Origin of the sequence: Stenotrophomonas sp. (genome assembly GCF_032056425.1) — a bacterium.
Classification (GTDB): domain Bacteria; phylum Pseudomonadota; class Gammaproteobacteria; order Xanthomonadales; family Xanthomonadaceae; genus Stenotrophomonas.
In genome coordinates, this window is sequence record NZ_DAMBCN010000040.1 from 1 (window position 1) to 18,163 (window position 18,163).

The following is an 18,163-nucleotide window of genomic DNA, read 5'->3' on the forward strand; positions in this document are numbered from 1 at the left end:
GCAAGGCGCCTACGAGCCTACAGGGACGTACTTGCGGCGTGTCCTGCCCACCCACACCGCCCCGCCATCCCCCGGAATGCTGCTGTTGCTGTTGCTTTGGCTGTTGCCGTTGCCTTGAAGCAGGTGCAGGGCTGCAAGCCCTGCCGAAAACTCCCTTGGGCGTAGAATGCGGGCATGAGCGAATCCCTCGAAAATCACTTGCTCCACGGCCGTCGTCAGCGGCCCGACGGGCCCTCGCCGATCGACGTCATTTCGGTCCAGTCGCAACTGGTCTACGGCCACGCCGGCAACAGCGCCGCGGTGCCGCCGATGCGCGCGCTGGGTCTGCGCGTGGCGGAAATACCGACCGTGCTGCTCAGCAATGCGCCGTTCTACGACACCACCCGCGGCCGTGTGCTGCCCGCCGACTGGTTCGCCGATCTGCTGCGCGGCACCGCCGAACGTGGCCTGCCGCAGCGGGCGAAGATGTTGGTGTCGGGCTATTTCGGCAGCGCCGCCAATGGTGCGGCGTTCGCCGACTGGCTGGATACCCTGCTGCCGGCCTGCCCGCAGTTGCGCTACTGCCTGGACCCGGTCATCGGCGATACCCATACCGGTCCCTATGTCGAACCGGGGCTGGAAGCCATTTTCGGCGAACGGCTGCTGCCGCACGCGTGGCTGGTCACGCCCAATGCGTTCGAACTCAACCGCCTGACCGGCATGCCCGCGCTGGCCGAGGCCGATGCCATCGCCGCCGCACGCACGCTGCTTGATCGCGGCCCGCACTGGGTGATCGCGCACAGCGTGGGCGGCAACCCGGGCGAACTGGTCACCCTGGCAGTGGGCCGCGAGGAGACCTGGCGCTGGACCTCGCCGCTGCTGCCGGTGGATGTGGCCGGCACCGGCGATGTGCTGATGGCCCTGGTGGTGTCGTTCCTGCTGCGCGGCGAATCGATGCAGCAGGCGATCTCGCGCGCCGTGGCCGGCACCCATGCCGCATTGGAAGCCACGCTGGCGCAGGGCTTCGAGGAGTTCGATGTGATTGCCGCGGCTCCGGCCGCGCTGGCCGACGGCGCCCGCTTCCAGGCCGAACGGCTCGCATGACCGCTTCGCAGGCACGCACGCCGCGCACGGTCGGCATCGTTGGCAGCGCCGGCGCCTACGGGCGCTGGCTGACCCGTTTCTTCCAGCAGCACATGCAGCTGCAGGTGATCGGCCATGACCCGGCCGACCCCACCTCACATTCGCCGGATCAGCTGCTGGCACAGGCCGATGTGCTGGTGTTCTCCGCACCGATCCGACATACGCCGGCGCTGATTGCCCGCTACGTGGAACAGTCGGCCGGGCGTGAGGCCGGGCGCCTGTGGCTGGACGTGACCTCGGTGAAAGAGGGGCCGGTGCAGGCCATGCTGGCGTCACAGGCCGAGGTGGTCGGGTTGCATCCGATGACCGCGCCGCCGAAGGCACCCACCCTGAAGGGGCGGGTGATGGTGGTCTGCGAGGCGCGCCTGCGGCAGTGGCAGCCCTGGGTGGATGCGCTGTGCACTGCGCTGCAGGCCGAGTGCGTGCGTGCCACCCCGCAGCACCACGATCAGATGATGGCGCTGGTACAGGCGATGGTGCACGCCACACATCTGGCCCAGGCCGGTGTGTTGCGCGAGTACCAGCCGCAGCTGGGTGACCTGGCGGCGATGATGCCGTACCGTTCGGCGTCCTTCGAACTGGATACGGCGATCATTTCGCGCATCCTGTCGTTGAACCCGTCCATCTACGAGGACATCCAGTTCGGCAACCCGTATGTGGCGCCGATGCTGGAAAAGCTGGTCGGTCATCTGCAGCGCCTGCAGGTGCAGGTCGGGCAGGGCGACGATGCGGCGCGCGGGGCGTTCCGTGAGCAGTCACTTGCCGCCAACCACGCCGCTTTCGGCAAGCCGGCCCTGGCCGCCGGCAACTACACCTTCGAGCGGGTGGGGTATCTGCTGGCTGACCTGACCGAACGCAATGCGCTGTCGGTGCACCTGCCGGAGGATCGCCCCGGTTCGCTGCGCGAACTGCTGAACGTCTTCGAGCAGCATGGCATCAGCCTGGCGTCGATCCATTCCTCGCGCACGCCGGCCGGCGAGGTGCACTTCCGCATCGGCTTCGTGGCCGGCAGCGATGCCGGGGCCATTGCGCTGGCCGCGGCCGACGTCGATGCCAGCGGCATCGGGCGGGTGCTGGCCTAGGCGCATTCATCCACAGGGGATGTGGATGGTTTCTGCGTAAAGGTGTGGATAACCGCGCGCAGGCCTTGGCAGGCAATGCTGTCAAGACGATTGGCGAAAAATTGACCACACGTTTTTGTAGCGTCGAGCCATGCTCGACGCACTCCCCGTGTCGACCAAGGTCGACACCTACCGGTCGTCGGCCCGGGCCATCCCGGGCGGCCCCGATCAGATCGTCAGATGCAGCTCGCCGCCGGTGGTGGTGAACTCGCGGCCGTTGCGCACCAGGTGCCGCCCATCGTCCAGTTCGTAGCGCGGCGTGGCTTCTGACGCGTGCCCGCTGCCGTCGGCGTCGGGCGTGAATTCGATGATGACGTGGGTTTCGCCGTGGTTGTCCACGGCGGGAAACTGACGGAACGACATCGCCAAGCTCCTGTGTGCAGCCGGTTTGCTGCAACGCCAGCGTGGGCCGCCCCGCGTTAGCGGGGCGTCATCAGTCGATGAACTGCAAGCGTGCCAGTTCAGCATACAGGCCGCCTTCGGCCAGTAGCTGTGCATGCGTGCCCTCGGCCACGATGCGGCCATGGTCCATCACCACGATGCGATCGGCCTTCAGCACGGTGGCCAGGCGGTGCGCGATCACCAGCGTGGTGCGTCCGGCCATCAGCCGTTCCAGCGCCTGCTGCACGCCGTGTTCGCTCTGTGCGTCCAGGGCACTGGTGGCTTCGTCCAGCAGCAGGATCGGCGCATCCTTCAACAACGCACGGGCAATCGCCACGCGCTGCTGCTGGCCGCCGGAAAGGCGCGCACCGCGCTCGCCCAGCTCACTGTCGTAGCCCTGCGGCAGGGCGCGCAGGAAGGCGTCGGCCTCGGCGGCGCGGGCGGCGTCCTCCACCTCGGCATCGCTGGCCTGCAGGCGGCCGTAACGGATGTTGTCGCGTGCGCTGGCGGCAAACAGCGTGGGCTGCTGCGGTACCAGGGCCAGTTGCGCGCGCAGCGCGGCCGGATCGGCCTCGCGCACGTCGATTCCGTCCACGCATACGCGGCCCTGCTCCGGGTCGTGGAAGCGCAGCAGCATCGACAGCACCGTACTCTTGCCGGCACCGGAAGGTCCGACCAGGGCGACGGTTTCGCCGGGTCGCACGTGCAGGCTGAAATGCTGCAGTGCCGCCTGGTCGGGGCGCTGCGGGTAGTGGAATACCACATCGTCGAACAGGATCTCGCCGCGCAACGGCTGCGGCAGCGCACGTGGCTGGGCCGGCGCGCGGATCTCGATGTCTTCCTGCAGCAGCTCGCCAATGCGGCCCATGCCACCGGCGGCACGCTGCAGTTCGTTCCACACTTCGGCCAGCGCCCCCACCGAGCCGCCGCCGATCAGGGCATACAGCACGAACTGGCCCAGGGTGCCGGCGCTGAGGCGGCCGGCGATGACATCGTGGGCGCCGAGCCACAGCACGCCGACGATGGCACCGAAGATCAGCAGGATGGCGCTGGCGGTGACCAGCGACTGCGCGCCGATGCGCCGCCGTGCGGCGTGGATGGCATCGCCCAGCGCGTGGTCGAAGCGGCCGCGCTCGTAAGGCTCGCGCGCATGCGCCTGCACCGTGCGTACCGCCCCCAGCGTTTCACTGGCCAGGCTGTTGGCGTCGGCGATGCGGTCCTGGCTGTTGCGCGCCACCGTGCGCAGCTTGCGCGCGCCGATGATGATCGGCAGCACCGCCAGCGGAATGCCCAGCAGCGACCACGCCGCCAGTCGCGGGCTGGTGACGAACAGCATGCCCAGGCTGCCGACCACGGTCACGCTGCTGCGCAGGGCGACGGACATGGTGGAGCCGACCACGCTGCGCAGCAGCTCGCTGTCGGCGGTCAGTCGCGAGACCAGTTCGCCGCTGCGGCTGCGGTCGTGGAAGCCTGCGCCCAATTGGATCAGGTGCGCGTACAGCTTGCTGCGCAGGTCGGCCACCACTTTCTCGCCCAGCAGCGATACGAAGTAGAAGCGGGCGGCGGTGGCCAGGGCCATCACCACGGCCACCAGCATCAACAGGGCGAAGGCGCGGTTGATCTGGCCGCCGCTGCTGAAACCATGGTCGATCATCTGCTTGACCGCCGGCGGCAGGCTGAGCGTGGCCGCCGAGGAAATGGCCAGCGCCACCAGCCAGGCACTGAACAGGCCGCGGTGGCGACGCACGAAGGGCCACAGCGTGCGCAGGCTGCCCAGGCGGCGCAGCGGCGGGGTCGAGGCGGTGGCGTCGTCCTTGTCAGTCATGCAGGTCGTCGTTGTAGATGCGGATACGATCACGGGTGGCGTCGCGCAGGCGCGTTTTCAATGCTTCCACCTGCTCTGCGGGCAATTCCACCCGCAGCCGCACACCGTGGCTGTCGAACTGTTCATCGCGTTTTTCGGCCCCGTGCGCGGGCAGGGCGGCGTGCAGGGCACCCAGATCCTCGAAGCCGGCGGCCAGTTGCAGCCGTGCCCGTTCCACCAGGGGCTGGCGTGGCGCGGTGCGCAGGCATTCTGCGGCAGTACCGCCATAGGCGCGTACCAGGCCGCCGGCGCCCAGCTTGATGCCGCCGTACCAGCGCGTGACCACGACCACCACCCGATCAAAGCCCTGGCCATCGATGGCCGCCAGGATCGGCCGTCCGGCGGTGCCGGCGGGCTCGCCATCGTCGCTGGACCGGTAATCCTGGCCGTGCCGGTAAGCCCAGCAGTTGTGGGTGGCGTCGGCCACGGCCACCTGCTGCAGGAACGCCAGCGCTGCCGCGGCGCCGTCGATGGGCGCGGCATGGGCGGTGAAGCGGCTGTGCTTGATTTCCAGCGTATGGCTGACGGGCTGGGCGAGGGTATCGGGCATTGCACCCATTCTACGGCGTTGCCACCGGCTTGCCTCAGTCGTCCAGCAGCGGCCGCAGGTCCTTTGGCAGGCGCGATTCGGGGTACTGCTGCAGATAGCGTTCCAGGCTGATGCGGGCCAGATCGCGCTGGCCGGCATCGCGGCGCTCGCGGATCTTCTGCAGCCATTGCCGGCGTGGCAGCTTGGCATCGGCCAGTACTTCGGCGTGCACGTCCTGTGCGCTCAGCCCGGCATCGCTGGAGCGGCGCAGCATCACTCCGGGCGCGCGCGCGGCCGGCGCACTGGCCGGGGCGGGGCTGGCCTTGAAGGCGGAAGCGGCTTCGCGCTGCTGCGGGCGTGCAGCGGGTGCGGCTTCGGCGGCCACATCGGCGGTATCGGCCATGGCGGCCGCCGCTGCAGGCGCAGGCGCGGAGTACGCAACCGGGGCAGGCGGTGCCGGCGGGGCGGGCGGCGCAGGTGGCGCCACGACATCGCTGACCACCGGCGCGGCGGCAGGTTGCGGTTCGGGTGCGGCCCGTGCAGGCGCAGGTGCGCGGCGGGACATGACCGGTGCAGGTGCCGCTTCGGCCGGTGCGGGTGCGGATTCGTTCGTCGGCGCAGGCGCGGCGGAGGCGCCGACCGCAGCGGGCTCGGCCACGGGCGCGGGTGCCGCGGCTTCCGCTGCGGCGGTTTCCGGGCGGGCCGGGGCACTGGATTCCATCGGCGGGGGTGACGGCGGTTCCGGCCGCATCTGCCAGGCGATACCGACCGCCAGCACCGTGGATGCGGCGATGCCGAACACGGCCGGCCAGCGCCGGCCCTTGCGCGCACGCCGGGCCCGATCAACCGGCTGCGGCGTTGCGGCGGCGCCCTGTGCAGGGGGCGCCGTGTCCTGCACGGCGGCGCGTGCAGCGGCCAGGATGGTCGCGTCCAACGATGCCGGCGGCGCCTGTTCGCTGCGGCGCCCCAGCAGGCCCGCCAGTGCGCGCTCTTCCGGGGTCAGTGGATCGTCTCGGTTCATGCGCTCAGTCCCGCCCGCAGCTTGTCCATCGCATAGCGCAGCCGCGATTTCACGGTCTCCCGGCCAACGCCGGTGATCTGGCCGATCTCCTCCAGGCTCAGTTCCTGTTCCAGCCGCAGTTGCAGCACTTCGCGCTGTTCCGGCGGCAGGTCTTCCATCGCGCGCTGGATACGCCGGCGCTGCTCGAATTCAGACAGTTCAGCTTCCGGCGTGTGCCCGTCTTCCAGTGCCGCCAGGCGCAGGTCGGCATCGGCCGGTGCGGCGGGCCGGTGGCGCGCCGCGCGCCAGTGATCGTTCAACCGGTTGTGCGCGATGCGGAACAGCCACGTGCTGAATGCGGCATCGGGCTGCCATCCCGCCCGTGCGCTGATCACCCGCTGCCAGACGTCCTGGAAGATTTCCTCGGCCAGCGCGTTGTCGCGCAGTTGCCGCAACAGGAAACCGAACAGGCGCTTGCGATGGCGCGCATACAGGCTTTCGAACGCATGCAGGTCGCCACCGGCCCAGGCCAGCATCAAGGCTTCGTCGGTTGGCAGGGCGGCGGCGTCCACGCTGCACAGAGTAAGCGCTGCGGGCGGTGGCGCATAGCCGGTGACGGGCAGGGACAGGGCGGCGTTCAAAGGGCGCGTTACGTTGGAATGTGCACGCAATAACGGCCGGGTGCGTGAATCGGGGTTGGCGGGCTTCCATTGCCCCCCCGGTGGCGCGCTATGCTCGGTGATTCAGGGGAGGCGCTGCGTTGCAGCGCCAAGAGATCGTGATTGTGTCCATGCAAGCCGAACGCGTGCAGCTGCAACCACCCCACGAGGCCGTGCTGAGCACGGCGCTGGTGCGCGCGCTGCACGCGCTGCTGCCGGCGGAGGCCTGCGTGCGCGTGGGCTGGGATGACCCGCAACTGGGGCGTGGCCAGCACGGCTGGCCCGCCGGCGGCGAGGACGAGGCCCCGCTGTGGCTGGGCCCTTGCGCGGTGGATGCCGGATGCCAGCAGTGGGACCACGATGGTGCGCAGCTGCGGTTGCAGGTGCAGGGCGCTGCGCCATCCTCCGCCTGGTGGGCCATGGCCCGGCAGGCGATGGAACTGGCGCTGCAGCGCGGCCGCCAGGCCGGGCAGATCCGTGCGCTGGAACAGGCCGAGCGGCTGCAGCAGGCGCTGTTCCAGATTGCCGACCTGGCTGGCGCCGATCTGGAAATGGGCGACATGCTGCGCCATGTGCACGGCGTGCTGGGGTCGCTGATGTACGCCGAAAACTGCTACATCGTCGAGTATGACGATGTGCGCCGGCAGATCCGCTTCCTGTACTTCGCCGACCAGCTGGACGATTTCGTTGCCGATCCGGCACGCGCCTATGCCACCGACGACATGCCGCACAGCCTGACGGTTGCGCTGCTGCAGCATGGCCGGCCGCTCAGTGGTCCGTCGCGTGCCCTGCTGGCGCAGGTCGGGGGGCTGGAACACGACCCGCAGCGCGGGCCGGAAAGCGAGGACTGGCTGGGCGTGCCGATGCTGCGCGACGGTCGCGTGTGTGGTGCCATCGTGGTGCAGAGCTATGAAGCCGGCGCGCGCTATGGCGAGGCCGAGCGCGCGCTGCTGGGTTTCGTCGCCCAGCACGTGCAGACGGCGATGGATCGGCGCCAGGCGCAGGTGCGGCTGGAGCAGCAGGTGGAGCGCCGCACGCTGGAGCTGCAGCGGGCCAATCGCAGCCTGCAGGATGAAGTGGCCGAGCGCCGCCGCGCCGAACAGTTGCAGACCGCGCTGTACAACATTGCCGAACTGGCGATGTCCGCTGAGAGCCTGGCGCAGTTCTACGGCCAGGTGCATGGCGTTGTCGGGCGCCTGCTGGATGCGCGCAATTTCTACATCGCGCTGGTCAATGCAGGTGCCGATGGGCTGGATTTCGTCTATTCGGTGGATGAGCACAACGCCAGCCGGGCACCGCGCGCCTTCAGTCATGGCCTGACCGAGTATGTGGTACGTCATCGCCGCCCGCTGCTGGCTTCGCGCGCGCAGATCGATGCGTTGCTGGAAGCGGGCGAAGTGCGCGAGCACGGCGCGCGCTCGCAATGCTGGCTGGGCGTGCCGCTGCTGCGCGATGACGAAGTGGTTGGCGCGATCGTGGTGCAGAGCTACAGCGCGCAGATTTCCTTCAGCGTGCATGACCAGCGCCTGTTGACCTTTGTGGCGCAGAACATCGGCACCGGCCTGGCCCGCCAGCGCGACCAGCAGAACCTGCGGCTGGCCCACGCCGAGCTGGAGAAGCGCGTGGAAGAGCGCACCCGCGAGCTGGGCGAGGTGAACGACAAGCTGCTGGGTCAGATTGCCGAGCGCCTGCGCGCCGAACAGCGACTGACCCACCAGGCCATGCACGATGCGCTGACCGGCCTGCCCAACCGCCTGCACCTGCTGGACCGCCTGCAGGACGCGCTGGCCCGCGCGCGGCGCGAGGGCGGCCCGGTGTTCGCGGTGCTGTTCCTGGACCTGGACCGCTTCAAGCTGGTCAACGACAGCATTGGCCACGCCGCCGGCGACCGCATGCTGGTGGAAGTAGCCAAGCGCATCGTCTCCATGGCCGGTGACAACGATGTGGTGGCGCGGCTGGGCGGCGACGAATTCGCCGTGCTGCTGGAATGCCCCAGCGGCCTGTCGCAGGCGCTGGATTTCGGCCAGCGGCTGCTGCTGGCGCTGCAGGAATCGGTGTGGATTGCCGGACGCGAACTGTTCCCCTCAGGCAGCCTGGGCATCGCCCTGTGGAACAACCACTATCGCACCGGCGAAGAACTGCTGCGTGACGCCGACGCGGCCATGTACCGGGCCAAGGCGCAGGGCCATGACCGCTGTGCGATCTTCGACGAAGACATGCGCGAGCAGGCCATGCGCAGCCTGGACCTGGAAGCGGACCTTCGGCGCGCGATCAACAACCGTGATTTCGTGCCGTTCTACCAGCCGATCGTGCGCCTGAGCGATGGCGAAGTGGTTGGGCACGAGGCGCTGCTGCGCTGGCAGCACGAGCGTCGTGGCCTGCTGCTGCCCGGTGCCTTCCTGGAGCTGGGGGAGGAAAGTGGCCTGATCGAGCAGGTTGACTGGCTGATCTACGAGCAGGTGATTGCCGGCCTGGCCGATGGGGGTCGCGGCTATGTTTCGGTGAACGTGTCGCCGCGGCATTTCCGCTCGGCCGATTTCAGTGCGCGCCTGTTTGGGCTGCTGGAAGCCTGCGATGCCGATCCGCGGCGGCTGCGCCTGGAGATCACCGAGGTGGCGCTGCTGGATGATGGTCCACATACGCTGCGCACTCTGAAAGGCCTGCGCGAGCGCGGCATCCAGGTGCAGCTGGACGATTTCGGCACTGGCTTCTCTGCGCTGTCCTACCTGCACCGGTTCCCGATCAGTACGCTGAAGATCGACCAGAGCTTCATTGCCGGCCTGCATGGGCCGGAAGCGCAGAGCACGCGCGCACTGGTGGAAGGCGTGCTGTCGCTGGCGCGCACGCTGGGCATTGAAACCATCGGCGAAGGCATCGAGACCGAGCCGCAGCGGCAGAGCCTGCTGGAGCTGGGCTGCGATTACGGCCAGGGTTATCTGCTGGGGCGGCCGGCGCCGTGGACGCGCGCGGTGGCCTGAGCCGCCGCGCGCGGGTGCATCAACGCAGCGCGGCGCGGCGCTTTTCGTCGATCCACTTCGAGGCCTGGGCCGGCTGGTAGTTCTTCATCCAGACCAGCATTTCCTCGATGTCCGAGCCATACCAGAGGTCCTGGCGCTGCTCCGGGTGCAGGAAGCGCTCTTCGACCATGCGATCGATCATGCCGATCAGCGGCGCGTAGAAGCCGTCCACGTCCAGGAAGGCGCAGGGCTTGTTGCCGATGCCCAGCTGGCGCCAGGTCAGCATTTCGAAGATTTCTTCCATGGTGCCGAAGCCGCCGGGCAGGGCGACGAAGCCATCGGACAGATCGAACATGCGCGACTTGCGCTCGTGCATGGAACCGACGATTTCCAGTTCGGTCAGGCCACGGTGGGCCACTTCCCAGTCGGCCAGCTGGCGCGGAATCACCCCGGTCACTTCGCCGCCAGCGGCCAGCACCGCATTGGCCACCGTGCCCATCAGGCCGACGTTGCCGCCGCCATACACAAGGCGCATGCCGTCACGAGCGATGCGGTCGCCCAGCGCGATGGCGCGTTCGGTATAGGCCGGCTTGCTGCCGGCGTTGGAGCCACAGTAGACGCAGATCGACTTCATGGTGTGCCTGTCTCTTGATGCGGAAACGAAAACGCCCCGCCGGCAGCCGGTTCAGCGGCTGCGGGCGGGGTGTGCAGGGAGTATGAGGCCTTGGGCCGGGTTCTGCCCGACTGCGCGCTGTCCATCCTGCTGCGTAGCGTCGAGCTTGCTCGACTGGCCCATTGTAGAGTCGAGCCATGCTCGACTGGCCCATTGTAGAGTCGAGCCATGCTCGACTGGGCCGTTGCCAGGATCCGAACGAAGCGCAGTCGAGCATGGCTCGACGCTACATATCAGGCGGCGGCGGCCTGCTGGCGGCGCGGGCCTTCACGCAATGCACGGCCGACCATGCCCACCAGCAGGTCCAGCTCGTCGCTGTCCATGCCGAAGTGCGGGGTGAAGCGCAGCGAGTTCTCGCCGCCATGGATCACGTTGATGCCGTGCTGGCGCAGCCATTCCTCGGTGGACTGGGCGCCATAGCACTTGAACTGCGGGGCCAGCTCGCACGAGAACAGCAGGCCAGTGCCCTGCACCTTGGTGATCAGCCCGCCCAGCTCGTTCTTCAGCTGCTCCAGCTTGCGCACGGCCTCGGCGCCGCGTTCGGCGATGTTGGCGCGCACCTGCGGGGTCAGCTGGGCCAGGGTGGCGCAGGCCACGTCCAGCGCCCGCGGGTTGCTGGTCATGGTGTTGCCGTAGATGCCCTTGCGGTACAGCTGGGCGGCGTGTTCGGTCACCGCCAGCACCGACAGCGGGTACTGGGCCGCGTTCAGGGCCTTGGAGTAGGTTTCCATGTCCGGCGGGTCCAGGCCTTCGAAGCCGGGGTAATCGACCACCGACAGCACGCCGTGGGCGCGCAGGCCGGCCTGGATCGAATCGAGCAGCAGCAGGCTGCCGTGGGCGCGGGTCAGTTCGCGGGCCAGGGCATAGAAGGCCGGCGGCACCGAGCGGCCCGGGTCGCCTTCGCCCATCACCGGTTCCAGGAACACCGCTTCGATGAACCACTGGTTGCGCGCGGCATCATCGAAGACCTGGCGCAGGGCGGCCTCGTCATAGGGCGCCACGGTGATCACCGAGTCCTCGCCGCGGTAGCTGGCCAGGTGCTGCAGGTAGGTCCTGCGGCTGGAATCGGAATACAGCGCCGGGCGGTCGGTACGCCCGTGGAAGCTGCCCTTGATCACCACCCGTTTGATGGCGGCGCCGGCATGGCGTGCACCCGGATCGGTCTGCAACTTGGCGTTCACATCGGCGATGCGCGCGGCCAGGCCGACCGCTTCCGAGCCGGAATTCAGGCACATGAAACGGGCATACGGGCAGCCGCCGCGGCGGTGGCCGACTTCGGCGCGCAGGGCGGCGATGAAGCGCTGCTGCGACAGGCTGGGGGTCATGATGTTGGCCATCACCTGCGGCCGGGCCATCGCTTCAAGCACGGCATCGGGGGTGTGGCCGAAGCCGAGCATGCCGTAGCCACCGGCGTCGTACAGCACCGCGCCCTTCAGGGTGACCACCCACGGGCCGCGTGCGGCCAGCGCCACGTACGGGGTCACCGCATCATCTGCATAGAAATTCACGAAGCCGTCCTGCATGGCCTCGATCTGGGCCTGCTCGTCCTGTGCCAGCAGCGGCCCCAGTTCGCCCTGCACGCGCGCGAATTCCGCGGCGGCGGCGTCCACCGCGGCGACCAGCTGCGGGTGGCGGTCGGCCAGGGCGTTCAGGGTGGCATCGTCCAGACCGGTGGTCAGGCGGGTGCCGGGCTGGGTGCGCAGGGGGGCAAGACGTTCGATGAAGCTCATTGCAGATCTCCTGAAACAATGGTTCACACGGGCCTGAAAAAGCAGAACGCGCGTCATCACGCGCGCTTTGGGGCAGGCTCGTGCAGCGGACTTCCTACCCGATGCTAGCACTTGTTTTTTTGCGCGATAACCCCGCAGAAACCTGCTGCATAGCAGCATAATGCCCGACGTTCGCCACGATGCGCGCTGGCTGGTGGGCGCTGGACGTACAATGCGCGCCATTGTCGACCTGATGCCGCCACCGCCTTGAAGAAGTCCGATTTCCATTACGACCTGCCGGCCGAGCTGATTGCCCAGGCGCCGCTGGCCGAGCGTTCGGCCAGCCGCCTGATGGTGGTGCCGCCGGCGCCCGCCGCCTTCACCGACGTGCAGGTACGCGACCTGCCCTCGCTGCTGCAGCCGGGCGATCTGCTGGTGTTCAACGATACCCGGGTGATTCCGGCGCGCCTGTTCGGGCAGAAGGCCAGTGGCGGGCGCGTGGAGATCCTGATCGAGCGCCTGCTGGGCGGGCAGCAGGTGCGGGCCCAGGTGGGCGCCAGCAAGTCGCCCAAGACCGGCAGCCGCATCGCTCTGGATGCCGGTGGCGAGGCCGAAGTGCTGGGCCGTGACGGCGAGTTCTACCTGCTGCAGTTCCATGTGCCCGAGTCGCTGGAGCAGTGGCTGCTGCATGCCGGCCGGTTGCCGCTGCCGCCGTACATCCAGCGCGAGCCGGGGCAGGATGACCGCGAGCGCTACCAGACCGTGTTCGCCCGCGAAGTGGGTGCCGTGGCGGCACCGACCGCCGGCCTGCATTTCGATGAGGCCCTGCTGGCGGCGCTGAAGGACAAGGGCGTGGCGTTCGGCCACGTGACCCTGCACGTCGGTGCCGGCACCTTCCAGCCGGTGCGCGTGGATGACCTGAAGGACCACGTGATGCACCGCGAGTGGCTGAACGTGGGCGCCGAGCTGGTGCAGCAGGTGCGGCGCACACGCGAGGCCGGCGGGCGGGTGATCGGCGTCGGCACGACCGTGGTGCGCGCGCTGGAAAGCGCCATGCGCGACGGCGAACTGCTGCCGTTCGCCGGCGAGACCCAGATCTTCATCACCCCGGGTTACCGCATCCGCAGCGTCGATGCCATGGTGACCAACTTCCACCTGCCCGAAAGCACGCTGTTGATGATGATTTCGGCCTTCGCCGGCCGCGAGCGGGTGTTCGAGGCCTACCAGCACGCGATCGAGCAGCGTTACCGCTTCTTCAGCTACGGCGACGCGATGCTGCTGTTCCCGCAGGCGGGCTGACGATCCATCCGTGGTGGGTGCGCACCGTTGGTGCGCACGCCCCGAACCACCCAAGGTAGGTGCGCACCTTGGTGCGCACGCCCTGATGGGGGACAATGGGCGACTATTTGCCTGAACGACCCGCTCCATGTCCCGATTGCAGTTCCAGCTCCAGACCCGTGACGGCCGTGCCCGCCGCGGCCGCCTGACTTTCCCGCGTGGCACGGTGGAAACGCCGGCCTTCATGCCGGTGGGAACCTATGGCTCGGTCAAGGGCATCCTGCCGGACCAGGTGCGCGCGCTGGGCGCCGAGATCATCCTCGGCAACACCTTCCACCTGTACCTGCGCCCGGGCCTGGACATCATCGCCGACCACGGCGGCCTGCACGGCTTCTGCCGCTGGGACGGCCCGATCCTGACCGATTCGGGTGGCTTCCAGGTGTTCTCGCTGGCCCACCGCCGCAAGATCACCGAGCAGGGCGTGACCTTCGCCTCGCCCACCGACGGCGCCCGCGTGTTCCTGGGCCCGGAAGAGAGCATGAAGATCCAGAAGGTGCTCGATTCGGACGTGGTGATGATCTTCGACGAGTGCACCCCGTACCCGGCCACCGAAGAGGTGGCGCGCCGTTCGATGGAGCTGAGCCTGCGCTGGGCCCAGCGCAGCCGCAACGCCCATGACGAGCTGGGCAACGACGCGGCCCTGTTCGGCATCGTGCAGGGTGGGGTGCATACCGACCTGCGCAGCCGTTCGGCCGACGCCCTGCAGGCCATCGGCTTCGACGGCTACGCCATTGGCGGCCTGGCCGTGGGCGAGCCGGAACACGAGCGCAACGCCATGCTGGACCACCTGGACCCGGAGCTGCCCAGCGACCGCCCGCGCTACCTGATGGGCGTGGGCCGGCCGGAAGACCTGGTGGAAGGCGTGGCCCGCGGGGTGGACATGTTCGATTGCGTGATGCCGACCCGCAACGCCCGCAACGGCCACTATTTCACCTCGTTCGGCACCGTTCGCATCCGCAATTCGCAGTACGCCCGCGACATGGACCCGATCGAGCCGGGCTGCGGCTGCGTGGCCTGCACCGGCGGCTACACCCGCTCGTACCTGCGCCACCTGGACCGTTGCAACGAGATGCTGGCGCCCATGCTGGGCACCCTGCACAACCTGTTCTATTACGAAAAACTGATGGCCGACATCCGCGCGGCCATCGAGGCGGGAACCTTCCAGGCCTTCCGCGAGTCCTTCTATGCGGCCCGTGGGGCGGTGGCGCCCCCGCTGTAACCGCGTGGTACCCCTGCCGAACGGCCCAAGGACGAACGTCCGGGGCCGTGGCATACTTCAAGGCTGACCCAGATCCGCGGTCGACACCCCCGCCCGTGAACGGACGGGAGCGCCGCCCAACCAAAGGACCAACGATGAACCTGCTTGCCTTCCTGATTCCCGCCGCCCACGCCCAGGCCGCCGGCGGCCAACCGCAGGGCATGGGCCTGACCACGCTGCTGTTCCCGATCATCCTGATCGCCATCATGTACTTCCTGATGATCCGCCCGCAGATGAAGCGGCAGAAGGAACACAAGGCCATGCTGGAAAAGATCAAGCGTGGCGACGAAGTGCTGACCAACGGCGGCATCGCCGGCGTGGTCACCGACATCGGCGACAACTTCATCACCATCGAAGTGGCTGACAACGTGCGCATCCGCGTGCAGAAGGGCGCTGTCGGCAACGTGCTGCCGGCCGGTACCCTGAACTCGGCCAAGTAAGCCACTCCCTTTCCGATGCACAACCGCGGCGCCGGGGATGGCGCCGCGCGGGACCCAAGCAATGCTCGAATTTCCACGCTGGAAGTACGTCGTCATCCTGATCGTACTGGCGCTCAGCACCCTGTACGCGCTGCCCAACATCTACCAGAAGGACCCGGCCATCCAGATCACCGCCAACCGTGGCGGGCAGATCGACGATGCGCTGCGCGACCGTGTGCTGGCCGACCTGAAGACGGCCGGCATCAACACGATCGGCGCGGAGAAGGAAGGGGAAAGCCTGATCGTCCGCCTGCCGGACCTGAAGACGCAGTCCGCCGCCAGCGATGCGCTGCGCGACAGCGTGGGCGAGAACTACACTGTGGCCCTGAACCTGGCCTCCACCGTGCCGGACTGGCTGGCCAACCTGGGCGGTCGCCCGATGGTGCTGGGCCTGGACCTGCAGGGCGGCGTGCACTTCGTGCTGCAGGTCGACCAGAAGGCTGCGCTGGAAAAGCGCTTGGATGCCTATACCGAAGACGTGCGCAGCACCCTGCGTGATGCGCGCATCGCCTACCAGTCGGTGGAACGCCGCGCGGACAACACCATCGTGGCCAACCTGAGCCCGTCGGCCGGTGCCGATGCGGCCAGCCGTGCCCGCGTGGCGCTGGGCACGGCGCAGCCGACCCTGGGCTATGACGTGTCGGGCAACCGCATCACCGTGACCGTGCCGGAAGCGGAGATCACCCAGATCGCCAACGGCGCGATCGAGCAGAACATCAACACCCTGCGCAACCGCGTGAATCAGCTGGGCGTGGCCGAGCCGATCATCCAGCGCCAGGGTGCCGACCGCGTGGTCGTGCAGCTGCCCGGCGTGCAGGACACCGCCGAAGCCAAGCGCATGATCGGTGCCACCGCCACCCTGGAATACCGGGCGGTGGTGGATGGCAACGCGCAGGACGCCATTGCCTCCGGCCGCATCCCGCCGGAAGCCAAGGTCTACCAGCGTCGTGACGGCGGCGGCCCGATCCTGCTGAACAAGCGCGTGATCGTGACCGGCGACCAGATGGTGGCCGCGCAGGCGGTGACCGATTCGACCAGCGGTTCGCCGGCGGTCAGCGTGACGCTGAACAATGTCGGCGGCCAGCGCATGTTCGACTTCACCAGCGCCAACGTGAACAAGCCGATGGCCGTGGTCTACACCGAGCGCGTGCCGACGGTGACCGTGGTCGACGGCCAGGAAGTGCGCGGCTTCAAGGTCAACGAGGAAGTGATCTCGGTGGCCAACATCAACGGCGTGTTCGGCAAGAACTTCCAGACCACCGGTCTGCAGAAGAAGGAAGCCGAAGACCTGGCCAAGCTGCTGAAGTCGGGCTCGCTGGCCGCGCCGATGGACTTTGTTGAAGAGCGCGTGGTCGGCCCCAGCCTGGGCGCCGAGAACGTGAAGAACGGTATCACCGCGGTGGTCTACGCCTTCCTGTTCACCCTGGTGTTCTTCAGCATCTACTACCGCATGTTCGGTGTGATCACCTCCATCGCGATGCTGTTCAACCTGCTGATCGTGGTGGCGGTGATGTCGCTGTTCGGTGCCACCATGACCCTGCCGGGCTTCGCCGGTCTGGCGTTGTCGGTGGGCCTGTCGGTGGACGCCAACGTGCTGATCAACGAGCGTATCCGCGAGGAACTGCGTGCCGGCGTGCCGGGCAAGACCGCCATCGTGACCGGTTACGACCGCGCCTCGGGCACCATCCTGGACGCCAACCTGACCGGCCTGATCGTGGGCGTGGCCCTGTTCGCCTTCGGCACCGGCCCGCTGAAGGGCTTCGCGCTGACCATGATCATCGGTATTTTCGCCTCCATGTTCACCGCGATCACCGTGTCGCGCGCGCTGGCGACGCTGATCTACGGCGGTCGCAAGAAGCTCCAGAACGTGGCCATCTGACGGGACGACACGCACAATGAAACTGTTTCCGCTGCACATCCTCCCGAACGACACCAAGATCGACTTCATGCGGTGGCGCCATGTCGCCATGGTGGTCACGATCGCCGTGTTCATTGCCTCGATCGCCATCATCGGCGTGAAGGGCTTCAACTACGCGCTGGACTTCACTGGCGGCACCCTGATCGAAGCCCGCTTCGACAAAGCGGTGGACGTCGAGGACGTCCGTACCAAGCTGGAGCAGAACGGCTTCGACGGCGCACAGGTGCAGAGCGTGGGTGGCAACACCGACCTTCTGATCCGCCTGGCCCCGCACGGCGAGCACGCCCCGGGCACCGGTGGCGCGTCGGCTGAGGACAAGGCCACTGCGGCCGCCGTGGTCAAGGCGGTCTCTTCGGCCGACAACCAGGCCACCGTGCTGCGCAATGAATTTGTCGGTCCGCAGATCGGCAAGGACCTGGCGATGAATGGCCTGTACGCCACCATCTTCATGCTGGCCGGCTTCCTGATCTACATTGCCGTGCGCTTCGAGTGGAAGTTCGCCGTCACCGCCAGCATCGTGGCGCTGTTCGACCTGCTGGTCACCGTGGCCTACGTCTCGCTGCTGGGTCGCGAGTTCGACCTGACGGTGCTGGCCGGTCTGCTGTCGGTGATGGGTTTTGCGATCAACGACATCATCGTGGTGTTCGACCGCGTGCGTGAGAACTTCCGCAGCCTGCGCGTGGAGCCGATGGAAGTGCTGAACCGTTCGATCAACCAGACGCTGTCGCGTACGGTGATCACTGCGGTGATGTTCTTCCTGTCCGCGCTTGCCCTGTACCTGTACGGTGGCAGCTCGATGGAAGGTCTGGCCGAGACGCACATGATCGGTGCGGTGATCGTGGTGCTGTCCTCGATCCTGGTGGCCGTGCCGATGCTGACGATCGGTTTCCTGCGCGTAAGCAAGCAGGACCTGCTGCCCAAGGCCAAGGACATCGAAGCCCTGGAGCGTCGCCCGTAATCCCTGCGGCCGCAGCACACGGAGAACCCCGCGCAAGCGGGGTTTTTTGTGGGCAGGGCTGCGCCCTGCACCTGCTTGGAGCAACGGCAACGGTAAAAGCGGGGTATCCGTGGGATGGCGGGGCGGTGTGGGTGGGCAGGACACGCCGCAAGTACGTCCCTGTAGCAACTGTGTTGTGGGATGGGATTTTGGCCGTC

General features: G+C 67.9%; 15 protein-coding genes. 8 read left to right on the forward strand and 7 right to left on the reverse strand.

What is annotated here, in order from left to right; translation table 11 throughout:
* The first annotated feature begins 174 nt into the window (after nucleotides 1–174).
* Both pdxY and RTY46_RS18435 read left to right on the forward strand, forming a co-directional pair.
* A complete protein-coding gene (gene pdxY / locus RTY46_RS18430; protein ID WP_312710213.1) occupies nucleotides 175–1,083 on the forward strand; it encodes a pyridoxal kinase in 909 nt (302 codons plus the stop codon).
* On the forward strand, nucleotides 1,080–2,204 hold the full coding sequence (locus tag RTY46_RS18435) for a prephenate dehydrogenase (RefSeq protein WP_312710214.1): 1,125 nt from the start codon (nucleotides 1,080–1,082) through the stop codon (nucleotides 2,202–2,204). Before pdxY ends, RTY46_RS18435 begins: the two co-directional genes overlap by 4 nt.
* Before the next feature lie 207 nt (nucleotides 2,205–2,411).
* Here the strand turns inward: RTY46_RS18435 and RTY46_RS18440 are convergent, their stop codons facing one another.
* The 5 genes from RTY46_RS18440 to RTY46_RS18460 all read right to left on the reverse strand — a co-directional run bounded on the left by RTY46_RS18440 (nucleotide 2,412) and on the right by RTY46_RS18460 (nucleotide 6,589).
* Nucleotides 2,412–2,606: a hypothetical protein gene (locus tag RTY46_RS18440; protein ID WP_312710216.1), complete on the reverse strand. Its 195-nt coding sequence runs from the start codon at nucleotides 2,604–2,606 to the stop codon at nucleotides 2,412–2,414.
* A gap of 70 nt (nucleotides 2,607–2,676) precedes the next feature.
* Nucleotides 2,677–4,449 (reverse strand): ABC transporter transmembrane domain-containing protein, encoded by a 1,773-nt coding sequence (locus RTY46_RS18445; RefSeq protein WP_312710217.1) that lies wholly within the window; start codon nucleotides 4,447–4,449, stop codon nucleotides 2,677–2,679.
* Nucleotides 4,442–5,038, reverse strand: a complete 597-nt coding sequence (locus RTY46_RS18450) for a YigZ family protein (RefSeq protein ID WP_312710218.1) — start codon at nucleotides 5,036–5,038, stop codon at nucleotides 4,442–4,444. The genes RTY46_RS18445 and RTY46_RS18450 overlap by 8 nt, the downstream gene beginning before the upstream one ends.
* A gap of 34 nt (nucleotides 5,039–5,072) precedes the next feature.
* A complete protein-coding gene (locus tag RTY46_RS18455) occupies nucleotides 5,073–6,038 on the reverse strand; it encodes a hypothetical protein (protein ID WP_312710219.1) in 966 nt (321 codons plus the stop codon).
* Nucleotides 6,035–6,589, reverse strand: a complete 555-nt coding sequence (locus tag RTY46_RS18460) for an RNA polymerase sigma factor (protein ID WP_312710227.1) — start codon at nucleotides 6,587–6,589, stop codon at nucleotides 6,035–6,037. Before RTY46_RS18460 ends, RTY46_RS18455 begins: the two co-directional genes overlap by 4 nt.
* 218 nt (nucleotides 6,590–6,807) lie before the next feature.
* Between RTY46_RS18460 and RTY46_RS18465 the strand changes: the two genes are divergently transcribed.
* On the forward strand, nucleotides 6,808–9,654 hold the full coding sequence (locus tag RTY46_RS18465) for an EAL domain-containing protein (RefSeq protein WP_312710221.1): 2,847 nt from the start codon (nucleotides 6,808–6,810) through the stop codon (nucleotides 9,652–9,654).
* A 19-nt stretch (nucleotides 9,655–9,673) separates the two neighbouring features.
* On the opposite strand, the gene RTY46_RS18470 is transcribed toward RTY46_RS18465, so the two are convergent.
* Both RTY46_RS18470 and RTY46_RS18475 read right to left on the reverse strand, forming a co-directional pair.
* The gene (locus RTY46_RS18470; protein ID WP_108749348.1) at nucleotides 9,674–10,267 is read right to left on the reverse strand and encodes a TIGR00730 family Rossman fold protein; all 594 of its coding nucleotides are present in this window, start codon (nucleotides 10,265–10,267) and stop codon (nucleotides 9,674–9,676) included.
* Between the two features lie 272 nt (nucleotides 10,268–10,539).
* A complete protein-coding gene (locus RTY46_RS18475; protein ID WP_312710224.1) occupies nucleotides 10,540–12,036 on the reverse strand; it encodes an aminotransferase class III-fold pyridoxal phosphate-dependent enzyme in 1,497 nt (498 codons plus the stop codon).
* 246 nt (nucleotides 12,037–12,282) lie between these two features.
* Between RTY46_RS18475 and queA the strand changes: the two genes are divergently transcribed.
* From queA to secF, 5 genes are all read left to right on the forward strand, one after another.
* Nucleotides 12,283–13,314 (forward strand): tRNA preQ1(34) S-adenosylmethionine ribosyltransferase-isomerase QueA, encoded by a 1,032-nt coding sequence (gene queA, locus RTY46_RS18480; RefSeq protein WP_312710225.1) that lies wholly within the window; start codon nucleotides 12,283–12,285, stop codon nucleotides 13,312–13,314.
* 127 nt (nucleotides 13,315–13,441) lie between these two features.
* Entirely contained in the window at nucleotides 13,442–14,572 is a 1,131-nt protein-coding gene (gene tgt, locus RTY46_RS18485; RefSeq protein ID WP_108755962.1) for a tRNA guanosine(34) transglycosylase Tgt, read from the forward strand.
* 134 nt (nucleotides 14,573–14,706) lie between these two features.
* Nucleotides 14,707–15,051, forward strand: coding sequence for a preprotein translocase subunit YajC (gene yajC / locus RTY46_RS18490; protein ID WP_108749352.1), 345 nt, complete (start codon nucleotides 14,707–14,709; stop codon nucleotides 15,049–15,051).
* A 61-nt stretch (nucleotides 15,052–15,112) separates the two neighbouring features.
* The gene (gene secD / locus RTY46_RS18495; RefSeq protein ID WP_312710226.1) at nucleotides 15,113–16,969 is read left to right on the forward strand and encodes a protein translocase subunit SecD; all 1,857 of its coding nucleotides are present in this window, start codon (nucleotides 15,113–15,115) and stop codon (nucleotides 16,967–16,969) included.
* Nucleotides 16,970–16,985: 16 nt separating this feature from the next.
* A complete protein-coding gene (secF, locus tag RTY46_RS18500) occupies nucleotides 16,986–17,966 on the forward strand; it encodes a protein translocase subunit SecF (protein ID WP_108749354.1) in 981 nt (326 codons plus the stop codon).
* Nucleotides 17,967–18,163: the final 197 nt, after the last annotated feature.

What these genes read in the sequence shown, in the direction of transcription:
- pdxY (WP_312710213.1), top strand. Translation starts at nt 175, where the DNA reads ATGAGCGAATCCCTCGAAAATCACTTGCTCCACGGCCGTCGTCAGCGG.
- RTY46_RS18435 (WP_312710214.1), top strand. Translation starts at nt 1,080, where the DNA reads ATGACCGCTTCGCAGGCACGCACGCCGCGCACGGTCGGCATCGTTGGC.
- RTY46_RS18440 (WP_312710216.1), bottom strand. Translation starts at nt 2,606, where the DNA reads ATGTCGTTCCGTCAGTTTCCCGCCGTGGACAACCACGGCGAAACCCAC.
- RTY46_RS18445 (WP_312710217.1), bottom strand. Translation starts at nt 4,449, where the DNA reads ATGACTGACAAGGACGACGCCACCGCCTCGACCCCGCCGCTGCGCCGC.
- RTY46_RS18450 (WP_312710218.1), bottom strand. Translation starts at nt 5,038, where the DNA reads ATGCCCGATACCCTCGCCCAGCCCGTCAGCCATACGCTGGAAATCAAG.
- RTY46_RS18455 (WP_312710219.1), bottom strand. Translation starts at nt 6,038, where the DNA reads ATGAACCGAGACGATCCACTGACCCCGGAAGAGCGCGCACTGGCGGGC.
- RTY46_RS18465 (WP_312710221.1), top strand. Translation starts at nt 6,808, where the DNA reads ATGCAAGCCGAACGCGTGCAGCTGCAACCACCCCACGAGGCCGTGCTG.
- RTY46_RS18470 (WP_108749348.1), bottom strand. Translation starts at nt 10,267, where the DNA reads ATGAAGTCGATCTGCGTCTACTGTGGCTCCAACGCCGGCAGCAAGCCG.
- RTY46_RS18475 (WP_312710224.1), bottom strand. Translation starts at nt 12,036, where the DNA reads ATGAGCTTCATCGAACGTCTTGCCCCCCTGCGCACCCAGCCCGGCACC.
- tgt (WP_108755962.1), top strand. Translation starts at nt 13,442, where the DNA reads ATGTCCCGATTGCAGTTCCAGCTCCAGACCCGTGACGGCCGTGCCCGC.
- yajC (WP_108749352.1), top strand. Translation starts at nt 14,707, where the DNA reads ATGAACCTGCTTGCCTTCCTGATTCCCGCCGCCCACGCCCAGGCCGCC.
- secD (WP_312710226.1), top strand. Translation starts at nt 15,113, where the DNA reads ATGCTCGAATTTCCACGCTGGAAGTACGTCGTCATCCTGATCGTACTG.
- secF (WP_108749354.1), top strand. Translation starts at nt 16,986, where the DNA reads ATGAAACTGTTTCCGCTGCACATCCTCCCGAACGACACCAAGATCGAC.